A 12,512-nucleotide genomic window follows, 5' to 3' on the forward strand; every position below is an offset into this window, starting at 1 on the left:
GCTATCTGAAATCCTTATTTCTGCACCACGATATTTTCTTGTGAAGGATCAACGTGCTGCAGTTGCAGCTTCTCGGTGGCAATGCGTTCGACACGACTGTGGTCGCCCAGCGCATTCTCTTCCAGAATCAGGTTACGCCACTCAATGTCCAGCGCGTCACGCTCCAGGACCAGCTGCTCACGCTGCGCGGTGAGCAGGCGTGTTTTGTGGGTGGTGGTCACCACCAGCACAGCCGACACTACCACGGCGATCAGCAACAGCACCGGAATCTTGCCCTTTCGCAGCAGATCCCCGCCAATGACGGCGGGCAGACTGTGACGCTCGTTACCGATCATGCGTCGGTTTTCTCCGCGATACGTAATACCGAGCTGCGGGCGCGTGGGTTTTCGGCCACTTCCGCATCACCCGGCGACATCTTGCCGAGCAGTTTCAGTTCGCGGCCGCCCAGGGCGCGCAGCTGATGTTCAGTCATCGGCAACCCGGCGGGCACCTGCGGCCCGCGGCTCTGGTCGCGCATAAAGCGTTTCACCAGCCGATCTTCCAGCGAATGGAAGCTGATCACCGAGAGACGCCCCTGTGGTGCCAGGACGTCAACCGCACCTTTCAGGGCGGTGTCGATCTCTTCCAGTTCGCTGTTAATCCAGATACGAATGGCCTGGAAACTGCGCGTGGCCGGATGCTTGAACTTATCTTTTACCGGTGTGGCGACGGCAATGACTTCAGCCAGTTCCCGGGTGCGGGTCATCGGCTGTTCGCGATTGCGTTCGACGATGGCCCGGGCAATGCGCTTAGCGAATCGCTCCTCACCGTAGGTTTTCAGGACGAAGGCGATGTCGGCCTCTTCCGCATTCAGCAACCACTCTGCGGCAGACTGACCCCGGGAAGGGTCCATGCGCATATCCAGCGGTCCGTCACGCATAAAGGAGAAGCCGCGCTCCGCGTCATCCAGCTGCGGCGAGGAGACGCCCAGATCCAGCAGAATGCCGTCAATTTTCCCGACCAGATCCCGTTCAGCCACATACTCAGCGAGGGCAGAAAAAGGACCATGAATAATAGAAAAGCGCGGGTCAGTGATGTCGGCGGCGGCGGCGATCGCCTGCGGATCCCGATCGACAGCGATCAGCCTGCCCTTCTCTCCCAGCCGGGAAAGAATCAGGCGTGAATGACCACCGCGACCGAAGGTGCCGTCGATGTAAATACCGTCTTCCCTGATATTGAGGCCGTTAACCGCCTCATCCAACAGTACGGTGGTATGTTTGAAATTTTCCTGCATAGCTATAGCGACAAGTCCTGCAACCGCTCAGATAAAGGCTCCTGAGCCGACTGTTCTGCGTCAATATCGTCCCTGACTTGTTGATACCAGGTCTGTTCATCCCACAGCTCAAACTTGTTGAACTGTCCAACCAGCATCACTTCTTTGGTTAATTTTGCATGCTGCCGAAGCGTGTTCGCCAGCAGCAGGCGGCCCGCACTGTCCATCTGACATTCACTGGCATGGCCCAGCAGCAAACGCTGCACACGACGCTCAAGTGGATTCATACTGGAAAGGCGTGCCAGCTTTTTTTCAATGATTTCCCATTCGGGCAGGGTATAAAGCAACAGGCATGGCTGGTGGAGGTCGATGGTACAGACCATCTGCCCCTGAGATTCCCCGATCAGCAAATCGCGATAGCGCGTGGGTACGGCGAGCCGCCCTTTGCTGTCGAGATTGACTAACGTTGCTCCGCGGAACATGCCAGTCTCTCCTCCTGGTCACCCGTTTACACCACTTTATCCCACTTTTTACCACGAAACGAGTTTAAGGATCCGGGGAAATCATTGTCAAGCCGGAGCGGTAGCTGAATATCACTCTTTACAGAGCGCAAAATTAATCTCTGGCGACGATATAATCGAATGAAAGAGAAAAGTAAAAATTAAGCCAATGAATATCTGAATAAAAAAAACGATCTGTGAAAAAACGCTTAAAAATGAAACAGTGTGACCCACTTAATATTTATCGCGGTCCGGCAGAAAGCTGCGGCATTTTAGGGGATTTCCGAAAGGAAGCCCAGCGGGTTCAGGGGCGACGGGGCCGGGAAGTTTGTTGAAGTTGTAAGCAGATAATAAAATTCGTCCTTTCTGCTTTGTGAGATTTGATGAGGAGAATTTACGCTTTTTTACGTCGACCTGTTTATTTAATCAGTTAAATTGTGAAAATAAAGCGGGCGGGCATGGTAATACCCGCCTGAGATTCATTTCACTCTTCGGCTTAATTGTCCGCGCCGGTATAAATTACGCCGGATGCGGGTTAAACCCGGTTTCGGTTTTCTGGGTTCATCCAGCGAGGCTAAAACTAATTCCAGCACGCGCTCTGCCACGTCGCGATGACGCTGCCCGACGGCCAGCACCGGACACTCCAGAAAATCGAGCAGTTCGTGGTCGCCAAAGGTGGCAATCGCCAGCTCGGTCGGCAAGCGCCCGTCTCGTTTCAGCGTCACATCCATCACCCCCTGCAACAGACCAAAAGAGGTGGTAAACAGCGCCTCCGGCATCGGGTGATCGTCAAGATAACGCTCAAACAGCGCGGCGGCGGCGGTCCGCTCAAAACTGTTGCAGTAGATGTAGTCAATCGGGCGGGAATCGCCTTTCCAGGCGTCACGGAAGCCCATTTCGCGCAGGAAACTCACGGACAGCTCAGGTAGCGCCCCCAGGAAGAGCACATTTTTGACGTCCAGCTGACGCAATTCAGCGGCCAGCGTCTGCGCATCATCCTGATCGGCACCGACGACGCTGGTGAAGTGCTCACGATCCAGCGCCCGGTCTAATGCAATAATCGGCAGCGGGTCGTTGATCCAGCGCTGATAGAAAGGGTGTTCCGGCGGTAAGGAGGTCGAAACGATGATCGCATCGACCTGCCGCTGGAGCAGATGCTCGATGCAGCGCATCTCGTTATCGGGCTGATCTTCTGAACAGGCGATCAGCAGCTGGTAGCCGCGCTGACGCGCCTGGCGCTCAAGATAGTTGGCAATACGGGTGTAACTGGTGTTTTCCAGATCGGGAATCACTAATCCAATCGAGCGCGTGCGCCCGGCGCGCAGCCCGGCGGCCACCGCATTGGGGTGATAATTATGCTCACGAACCACCGCCATCACTTTCTCAACGGTTTTGTCGCTGACACGATACTGCCGCGCTTTGCCATTGATGACATAACTGGCCGTGGTGCGCGATACGCCTGCTAAACGCGCGATTTCATCCAGCTTCACGATAACCCCACCATCAAATCCGCGTCGCGGCAGAATAGCCGCAGTTACGCTATGGATAACCTATGACTATCATCTAACAGCAGAAAAGTGCGCGGAGCAACCGCTTTTCTGAATGTAACCCGCCTGGCGCATAAAAAATAAAAAAACCCGGCATTTCGCCGGGTTAGGTCAGGTTCGATGATGACGGTGCGTGATTAACGCATGATGCGATCGCCGCGTGAAACGCCCACGATTCCGGAGCGTGCCACCTCAACGATTTCGGCCACCTCGCGTACGGAGTTCAGGAAGGCGTCCAGTTTGTCGCTGGTGCCTGCCAGCTGAACCGTGTACAGCGTCGGCGTCACGTCGATGATCTGACCGCGGAAGATCTCAGCATTACGCTTCACCTCTTCGCGGCCATAACCGCTGGCCTGAATCTTCACCAGCATAATCTCGCGCTCAACGTAGGCGCCCTGCCCCAGTTCGGTGACGCGCAGAACATCGACCAGCTTGTGCAGCTGCTTCTCGATCTGCTCCAGCACCTTCTGATCGCCCACGGTCTGGATTGTCATCCGCGACAGGGTCGGATCGTCGGTCGGTGCCACGGTCAGGCTTTCGATGTTGTAGCCGCGCTGTGAAAAGAGGCCGACGACACGGGATAATGCGCCGGATTCATTCTCCAGCAGAACTGATAAAATACGACGCATAATTATGTCCTCTCCGTTTTGCTTAACCACATCTCATCCATGCTGCCACCGCGAATCTGCATCGGGTAGACGTGCTCGCTACCGTCAACGGTGACATCCACAAAGACCAGACGCCCCTTCGCCAGGGTCTCCAGCGCCAGCGTCAGCTTCTCTTCCAGCTCCGCCGGATGCTCAATGGCGATCCCGACGTGGCCGTAGGCTTCCGCCAGGCGGACGAAATCAGGCAACGACTCCATATAAGACTGGGAGTGACGACCCGAGTAGATCATATCCTGCCACTGCTTCACCATGCCCAGCACCCGGTTATTCAGGTTCAGCACCAGCACCGGCAGATCGTACTGCAGCGCGGTCGACAGCTCCTGAATATTCATCTGGATGCTGCCGTCGCCCGTGACGCAGATGACCGTCTCTTCCGGCAGCGCCATCTTCACGCCCAGCGCGGCAGGCAGGCCAAAGCCCATCGTGCCGAGACCGCCGGAGTTGATCCAGCGACGCGGTTTATCGAACGGATAATAGAGCGCCGCAAACATCTGGTGCTGGCCCACATCCGACGTCACATAAGCTTCGCCTTTGGTCAGGCGGCTGATGGTTTCGATCACGGCCTGCGGTTTGATTTTGTCGCTGGTGCGATCAAACTCCAGACAGTGACGGCTGCGCCAGCCTTCAATCGCCTGCCACCAGTCGTGCAGGCTCTCGCTGCCTGACGGAGTGTCGCTCTGCGCCTGTAACTCCAGCATCTGCTGCAGCACCTGCTTCGCATCACCGACGATCGGAATATCGGCCGCCACCGTTTTGGAGATCGACGTCGGGTCAATGTCGATATGCATTATCGTGGCGTTGGGACAATATTTCGCCAGATTGTTGGTGGTGCGGTCATCGAAGCGGACGCCGACGCCAAAAATCAGATCGGCATTGTGCATCGTCATATTGGCTTCGTAAGTGCCGTGCATGCCCAGCATGCCGACGCACTGACGGTGCGTGCCCGGAAACGCCCCCAGCCCCATCAGCGAGGTCGTGACCGGCACGTTCAGGCTTTCGGCCAGCTGCAGCAGTTCCGCTTCGCAGCCTGCGGTAATGGCACCGCCACCGGCGTAAATCACTGGCTTCTTCGCGGCCAGCAGGGTGGTCAGGGCGCGTTTGATCTGCCCTTTATGCCCCTGAATGGTCGGGTTGTAAGAGCGCATGCTGACCGTGTCCGGCCAGTGATAAGGAAGCTTATTCGCCGGGTTCAGAATATCTTTTGGCAGGTCGATCACTACCGGGCCCGGGCGTCCGCTGGCGGCCAGCCAGAACGCCTTTTTCAGCACGCCGGGGATCTCTTCGGTACTTTTTACCAGGAAGCTGTGCTTCACCACCGGGCGGGAGATGCCGACCATGTCGCACTCCTGAAAGGCGTCATAGCCAATCAGTGACGAAGGAACCTGACCCGACAGAATCACCAGCGGGATCGAATCCATATAGGCGGTGGCGATACCGGTAATCGCATTGGTGGCGCCGGGGCCGGAGGTGACCAGCACCACGCCGACTTCGCCGGTCGCGCGCGCCAGGCCATCCGCCATGTGCACCGCGCCCTGCTCGTGGCGTACCAGAATGTGATCGATACCTCCGACGGTTTGCAGCGCATCGTAGATATCCAGCACTGCGCCACCCGGATAACCGAATACCTGCTTAACGCCCTGATCGATTAACGAACGGACGACCATTTCGGCTCCTGACAACATCTCCATCTTCTGCCTCCAGGCTGCAGAACCTGACGCTGCTGACAGGCCCATCGGGCCTGTCACACCGCGTCGGTGCCTGCTTTGCCAATCTAAAACGTATGTTTATTCACGACAGCGACACAGCGATCGCGGTCCGGTTACAGAGAAATCTGCTGCGTTCATTGTTCTGAGAGTAGGTCGATTACCATAACCGCACTTAACCGGGCAGGCAAACCACAAACCCGCGTAAATTAAATGGCCGGGGCGTAAAGGCTCTGCCCGAAAAGAATTGGCTGCGCGGATTAAACTAATTGCGCCGCAGAACCGCAGCGGAAAATGCTGAGTAAGAAATTATTTTCAGCGTGATATAAGAAATAACGAAAACTTATTACGCCCGGCTCCAGCCCACAATCGTCTGACACTTTTCTTTTCTGGCGTAATTAACCATTAAATCAGTCAGACACATGCGATTATGCTAACCCGGAGGTGATAAATTCTGTGTCCGGCAGGAGCCTCTTTCGATAAAAACGCTTTATTTTTATTACTTTACATCTCAAAAAGAGCCAGCAAGGCCGCTCAGCGCAAGGGGGTGACCGCGGCCGCCGTTACCCTGCTGTTTAATCCGCTGCCTGACCGTGAAATAACAGAATATCTTCCTTCCGCGCCGCGCAGAATAACCCTGCATTGAAGGTTGACATCCCCCGGTGATTCCAGTACCAATATGTGCAGCACAACATTTTATAAGGTTTGAATCCATGTTTCGTTTTGCTCGCCTTCTCGGTCTACTACTAAACGCACACAGCTTGCGCGGTAGACTTGTGGGCGGAATCAGACACTGATTCAAACCTGCTGAAAGTTAAAAACCCGCGCCTGTCGCGGGTTTTTTTATGCTCGTTGCCAGGCCAGAAAATGCATAAGGATGATTACGATGAGTCAGCAAGTCATTATTTTCGATACCACTCTGCGCGACGGTGAGCAGGCATTGCAGGCCAGCCTGAGTGTGAAAGAAAAATTGCAGATCGCGTTAGCGCTGGAGCGCATGGGCGTGGATGTGATGGAAGTCGGTTTCCCGGTCTCCTCACCTGGCGACTTTGAATCCGTACAGACTATCGCGCGCACCATTAAAAACAGCCGGGTCTGCGGTCTGGCGCGCTGCGTAGAGAAAGATATCGATGCCGCGTACGAATCGCTGCGCGTGGCCGAAGCCTTCCGTATTCATACCTTTATCGCCACCTCGCCGATGCACATCGCAACCAAACTGCGCAGCACCCTGCCGGAAGTGATTGAGCGTGCGGTGCATATGGTGAAGCGGGCGCGTAACTACACCAGCGACGTGGAGTTCTCCTGCGAAGATGGCGGCCGTACCCCGATTGATGATCTGTGCCGGATGGTGGAAGCCACCATTAACGCCGGTGCCACCACCATCAACATCCCGGACACCGTCGGCTACACCCTGCCGGGCGAATATGCCCATATTATCAGCGAGCTGATGAACCGCGTACCGAACATCGATAAAGCGATCATCTCTGTGCATACCCACGACGATCTGGGGATGGCAACCGGCAACGCCCTGGCGGCGGTTCAGGCGGGCGCGCGTCAGGTTGAGGGCACGATGAACGGTCTGGGCGAACGTGCAGGTAACTGTGCGCTGGAAGAGGTGATCATGGCGATTAAAACCCGTCAGCAGATCATGAACGTCCACACCAATATTCATCATCAGGAGATCTACCGCACCAGCCAGATGGTCAGCCAGATCTGCAACATGCCGATCCCGGCCAATAAAGCGGTGGTCGGTTCCAACGCCTTCGCTCACTCCTCTGGTATCCATCAGGATGGCGTGCTGAAGAACCGCGAAAACTACGAGATCCTGACGCCGGAGTCGATCGGCTTACACAAAATTCAGCTGAACCTGACATCCCGTTCCGGTCGTGCGGCGGTAAAACATCGCATGGAAGAGATGGGCTATGCCGAGCAGGATTACAACCTGGATACGCTGTATGACGCCTTCCTGAAGCTGGCCGACAAGAAAGGTCAGGTCTTCGACTACGACCTGGAGGCGCTGGCCTTTATCAACAAGCAGAACGAAGAGCCGGAGCATTTCCAGCTGCGCGAATTCAACGTCCAGACCGGCTCCGGCATCACCGCCACCGCCTCCGTCAATCTGGGCTGCGGTGATGAGGGCAAATCCGATGCGGCTACCGGTAACGGTCCGGTGGATGCGGTCTATCAGGCGATTAACCGGATCACGCAGTTTGACGCCGAGCTGGTTGACTACAAACTGACCGCCAAAGGCCACGGCGAGAATGCCCTGGGCCAGGTCGATATCGTGGTCGCCTACAACGGCCGCAAGTTCCACGGCGTGGGTCTGGCGACCGATATCGTCGAATCCTCCGCCAAAGCGATGGTCAACGCCCTGAACAACATCTGGCGTGCCCGTCAGGTTGAACAGGAATTGCAGCGCAAATTTAAAGATCAGAAGGAAACCGTATAACCATGTCCAGCTCCTCTCATATCGCAGTTTTACCCGGTGACGGCATCGGCCCGGAAGTGATGGCGCAGGCGATGAAAGTGCTGGAGGCCATTCGTCAGCGCTTTGATATGCAGATCACCACGCAGGAATATGCGGTCGGCGGCATCGCTATCGATCAGTATGGCGAACCTCTGCCCCCCGCAACCGTGGCTGGCTGCGAGCAGGCCGACGCGATCCTGTTTGGCTCCGTTGGCGGCCCGAAATGGGAACACCTGCCGCCCGCCTCACAGCCGGAGCGCGGTGCCCTGCTGCCGCTGCGTAAGCACTTTAAGCTGTTCAGTAACCTGCGTCCGGCGGCGCTCTACAGCGGCCTGGAAGCATTCTGCCCGCTGCGCAGCGACATCGCCGCGAAGGGCTTCGATATTCTGTGCGTGCGTGAGCTGACGGGCGGCATCTACTTTGGTCAGCCAAAAGGACGCGAAGGCAACGGCCCGGAAGAGCGCGCCTTCGATACCGAGGTCTATCACCGGTTTGAGATCGAGCGCATCGCCCGCATCGCCTTTGAGTCCGCCCGCAAGCGTCGCAACAAGGTCACGTCGGTCGATAAAGCGAACGTGCTGCAGACTTCAGTCATGTGGCGTGAGATCGTCAACGAGGTGGCGAAAGAGTACCCGGACGTGCAGCTGAGCCACATCTATATCGACAACGCCACCATGCAGCTGATCAAGGATCCTTCGCAGTTTGATGTGCTGCTCTGCTCCAACCTGTTTGGTGACATTCTCTCTGACGAATGCGCCATGATCACCGGCTCGATGGGAATGCTGCCCTCGGCCAGCCTGAACGAAGCGGGCTTCGGCCTGTTCGAACCGGCGGGTGGCTCTGCGCCGGACATCGCGGGTCAGAATATTGCTAACCCGGTCGCTCAGATCCTGTCGCTGTCGCTGCTGCTGCGTTACAGCCTGAATGCCGATGCGGCTGCCGACAGTATTGAACGCGCCATCAGCCGTGCGCTGGAACAGGGCTACCGCACCAAAGATTTAGCCGGTGATGGCCCTGCGGTCAGCACAGATGAGATGGGCAGCATCATTGCCCGCTTTATCGCCGAGGAAAAATAAAACAATGAAAACCTTATACCAGAAGTTATTTGATGCTCATGTCGTTCACGAAGCGCCGAATGAAACGCCGTTACTCTACATCGATCGTCACCTGATCCATGAAGTGACCTCGCCGCAGGCTTTCGACGGGCTGCGCGCGCACGGGCGTAAAGTCCGTCAGCCGGGCAAAACCTTTGCCACCATGGATCATAACGTCTCGACGCAGACCAAAGACATCAATGCCTCCGGCGAGATGGCGCGTATTCAGATGCAGGAGCTGATGAAGAACTGCGCGGAGTTTGGCGTCCAGCTGTATGACCTGAATCACCCTTTCCAGGGCATCGTCCACGTTATCGGCCCTGAGCAGGGTATGACGCTGCCGGGCATGACCATTGTCTGCGGCGACTCACATACCGCGACGCACGGCGCCTTTGGCTCGCTGGCCTTTGGTATCGGCACCTCTGAAGTCGAGCATGTGTTTGCCACCCAGACCCTGAAGCAGGGTCGGGCCAGAACCATGAAGATCGAAGTGCTGGGCCAGGCCCCGGCCGGGATTACCGCAAAAGATATCGTACTGGCGATCATCGGCAAAACCGGCAGCGCAGGCGGCACCGGCTATGTGGTTGAATTCTGTGGCCCGGCGATCCAGGCGCTGAGCATGGAAGGCCGTATGACCCTGTGCAACATGGCGATCGAAATGGGCGCGAAAGCGGGCCTGGTCGCACCGGATGAAACGACCTTCAGCTACCTGAAAGGTCGCCAGTTCTCGCCGCAGGGTGAGAAATGGGAGCAGGCCGTGGAATACTGGCGCACCCTGAAGTCTGACGAGGGCGCGCACTATGATGCGGTGGTCACGCTGCAGGCGGAAGAGATTGCGCCGCAGGTCACCTGGGGCACCAACCCCGGTCAGGTGATCGCGGTGGATCAGCTGATCCCGAATCCGGCCTCCTTTGCCGATCCGGTGGAGCGCGCCTCTGCGGAAAAAGCGCTGGCCTACATGAACCTGCAGCCGGGCATCCGTCTGACCGACGTCGCAATTGATAAAGTGTTTATCGGCTCCTGCACTAACTCCCGCATCGAAGATCTGCGTGCGGCCGCGGCGATCGCCAAAGGTCGCAAGGTCGCGCCGGGCGTGATTGCAATGGTGGTACCGGGTTCCGGTCCGGTGAAGGCGCAGGCTGAAGCGGAAGGTCTGGATAAAATCTTCCTGGAAGCGGGCTTTGAATGGCGTCTGCCGGGCTGCTCAATGTGTCTGGCGATGAACAACGACCGTCTGAATCCGGGCGAGCGCTGCGCGTCCACCAGCAACCGTAACTTTGAAGGTCGTCAGGGCCGCGGTGGCCGGACGCATCTGGTCAGCCCGGCGATGGCCGCAGCGGCGGCCGTGACCGGCCACTTTGCCGACATCCGTGAACTGACGACAGGAGCTTAAGTCATGGCGAATAAATTTACTCAGCACACCGGCATTGTTGCGCCGCTGGATGCCGCGAACGTGGATACCGACGCGATCATCCCTAAACAGTTTTTGCAGAAGGTCACCCGCACCGGCTTCGGCCAGCACCTGTTTCATGACTGGCGCTTCGAAGACGACGCCGGTACGGTGCCGACGCCCGGCTTTGTGCTGAACAAGCCCGAATTCAAAGGCACCAGCATCCTGCTGGCGCGCGAGAACTTTGGCTGCGGCTCCTCACGCGAGCATGCGCCCTGGGCGCTGACCGACTTCGGTTTTCACGTCGTCATCGCGCCGAGCTTTGCGGATATCTTTTACGGCAACAGCTTCAACAACCAGCTGCTGCCGGTGAAGTTAAGCGAAGAGCAGGTGGATGAGCTGTTCAGACTGGTTGCGGCCCAGCCTGGCATCCGCTTCACGGTCGATCTGGAAGCGCAGACGGTCACCGCAGGCGACAACGTTTATCCGTTTGAGCTGGACAGCTTCCGCCGCCACTGCATGATCAACGGCCTCGACAGCATCGGCCTGACGTTGCAGCACGAAGCGTCGATTTCACAGTATGAGCAGAATCAGCCCGCCTTCCTGCGCTGATTGCATTAAACAGGGGCGGCACCCGGTCGCCCCTGTTCTTCTTTATACGTCGCGCACCCGCGCCGACATCACCAGCGCCACCACCGCCAGCCCGAACGCCAGCCAGTAAACCGCCTCATGTCCCAGCCGCTCGCTGAGCGTCCCCTGAATCACGCCCGCCAGGATCATGCCGGTCGAGATGGAGTTGGTGAACAGCGTGGTCGCTGCGCCAGGCCGTCCCGGCATCAGATCCTGAAACCACAGCATCCCGATGCCCGCAATGATCCCGACAAACACGGCGTTAAACAGCTGCAGCACCATCAGCGACGCGCGGGAATTAAACAGCACCAGCCCCAGGTAGAACAGCACACCCGCCGCCACCGCGATCAGCATCAACCGGCGCTTGCCGATGCGCCGCGCGTAGTGGCCCGCCAGCAGCATCACCGGGATCTCCAGCCCGGCCGCCGTGCCCATCAGCAGACCGGCCAGCTTCTCCGGCAGGCCCAGCGTGGTGCTGATATAGAGCGGCATGTCGATGATATACATGGTGTTGCAGGTCCACATCACCACCGAGGCGAGGAACAGCAGACGTACATCCCGATCGCGCCAGCCGCTTATCGGCAGCCCGCCGCTCTGCATCAGCGGCTGGCTGCGCGGCACCGACGGCAGCGTAAACCAGACCAGCAGAATACAGATCAGAAACAGCGCGGCGGCCACGATAAACAGCGTAACGAAACCGTAGTTCAGCGCCAGGGCGAAGGAGAGCGGCGGCCCGATCACCCACGCCAGCGAGAGCTGGGCGCGCATCACCGAACTGAACATCACCGCTTCGCGCGCCGACTGGTCGGCGTACTCGCGCGCCAGCGCAAACAGCTGCGGCATGGACACGCTGGCCAGCGCCGACAGCAGTACGCCCAGGGTGAGCAGCGTCAAGTAGTGTCGGGTAAAGGCGAACAGCAGCGCATTGGCCAGCGCCATCAGGCAGCAGAAGAGAATGATATGACGCCGGTCGCCTACACTGTCAGAGCGCTTTGCCACCAGCATACTCACCACGATCCCGGCCACCGCATTGATGGTAAAGAACAGGCCGACCCAGAAGGGGCGCGCCTGCACCTCGCGCGTCAGAAACAGGCTGAGGGTCGGCGCCTGCAATGCACCGGCCACGCCCAGCATAAAAGAGGCGACCATAAAGGCGAGATAAACCGGATTGATGCGGCGCTGCCGCGTTAACAGCGATTTCATAGCGAAATCCCTTACAGGACAAACGGGGAAAAAAAGAAGGGTAGACGATACCGCGCAG

11 protein-coding genes are annotated in these 12,512 nt (G+C 57.7%); 4 read left to right on the plus strand and 7 right to left on the minus strand.

Annotated elements, in window-relative coordinates:
* Positions 1 to 14 precede the first annotated feature (14 nt).
* The 6 genes from ftsL to ilvI all read right to left on the minus strand — a co-directional run bounded on the left by ftsL (position 15) and on the right by ilvI (position 5,655).
* The gene (gene ftsL / locus J1C59_RS15470) at positions 15 to 335 is read right to left on the minus strand and encodes a cell division protein FtsL (RefSeq protein ID WP_003854764.1); all 321 of its coding nucleotides are present in this window, start codon (positions 333 to 335) and stop codon (positions 15 to 17) included.
* Entirely contained in the window at positions 332 to 1,273 is a 942-nt protein-coding gene (gene rsmH / locus J1C59_RS15475; protein WP_140917022.1) for a 16S rRNA (cytosine(1402)-N(4))-methyltransferase RsmH, read from the minus strand. The genes ftsL and rsmH overlap by 4 nt, the downstream gene beginning before the upstream one ends.
* 2 nt (positions 1,274 to 1,275) lie before the next feature.
* Entirely contained in the window at positions 1,276 to 1,734 is a 459-nt protein-coding gene (gene mraZ / locus J1C59_RS15480; protein ID WP_111139399.1) for a division/cell wall cluster transcriptional repressor MraZ, read from the minus strand.
* Positions 1,735 to 2,231: 497 nt separating this feature from the next.
* A complete protein-coding gene (cra, locus tag J1C59_RS15485) occupies positions 2,232 to 3,242 on the minus strand; it encodes a catabolite repressor/activator (protein ID WP_128084258.1) in 1,011 nt (336 codons plus the stop codon).
* A 194-nt stretch (positions 3,243 to 3,436) separates the two neighbouring features.
* Positions 3,437 to 3,928 carry an acetolactate synthase small subunit gene (gene ilvN / locus J1C59_RS15490; protein WP_009092152.1) on the minus strand — a complete coding sequence of 164 codons (492 nt, stop codon included), beginning with the start codon at positions 3,926 to 3,928 and terminating at the stop codon, positions 3,437 to 3,439.
* A gap of 2 nt (positions 3,929 to 3,930) precedes the next feature.
* Positions 3,931 to 5,655 (minus strand): acetolactate synthase 3 large subunit, encoded by a 1,725-nt coding sequence (gene ilvI / locus J1C59_RS15495; protein ID WP_140917023.1) that lies wholly within the window; start codon positions 5,653 to 5,655, stop codon positions 3,931 to 3,933.
* Positions 5,656 to 6,556: 901 nt separating this feature from the next.
* On the opposite strand from ilvI, the gene leuA reads away from it, so the two are divergent.
* The 4 genes from leuA to leuD are packed head-to-tail and all read left to right on the plus strand — an operon-like array spanning position 6,557 to position 11,233.
* On the plus strand, positions 6,557 to 8,119 hold the full coding sequence (leuA, locus tag J1C59_RS15500) for a 2-isopropylmalate synthase (protein ID WP_128084257.1): 1,563 nt from the start codon (positions 6,557 to 6,559) through the stop codon (positions 8,117 to 8,119).
* A 2-nt stretch (positions 8,120 to 8,121) separates the two neighbouring features.
* Positions 8,122 to 9,213: a 3-isopropylmalate dehydrogenase gene (leuB, locus tag J1C59_RS15505; RefSeq protein ID WP_128084256.1), complete on the plus strand. Its 1,092-nt coding sequence runs from the start codon at positions 8,122 to 8,124 to the stop codon at positions 9,211 to 9,213.
* Between the two features lie 4 nt (positions 9,214 to 9,217).
* The gene (gene leuC / locus J1C59_RS15510) at positions 9,218 to 10,624 is read left to right on the plus strand and encodes a 3-isopropylmalate dehydratase large subunit (RefSeq protein WP_128084255.1); all 1,407 of its coding nucleotides are present in this window, start codon (positions 9,218 to 9,220) and stop codon (positions 10,622 to 10,624) included.
* 3 nt (positions 10,625 to 10,627) lie between these two features.
* Complete coding sequence (gene leuD / locus J1C59_RS15515; RefSeq protein WP_128084254.1) at positions 10,628 to 11,233, plus strand: 3-isopropylmalate dehydratase small subunit; 606 nt, start codon at positions 10,628 to 10,630, stop codon at positions 11,231 to 11,233.
* A gap of 42 nt (positions 11,234 to 11,275) precedes the next feature.
* Here leuD and J1C59_RS15520 read toward each other — a convergent pair whose 3' ends face one another.
* Entirely contained in the window at positions 11,276 to 12,454 is a 1,179-nt protein-coding gene (locus tag J1C59_RS15520) for an MFS transporter (protein WP_128084253.1), read from the minus strand.
* Positions 12,455 to 12,512 lie beyond the last annotated feature (58 nt).

This window comes from Pantoea deleyi (assembly GCF_022647325.1).
Lineage (GTDB): Bacteria > Pseudomonadota > Gammaproteobacteria > Enterobacterales > Enterobacteriaceae > Pantoea > Pantoea deleyi.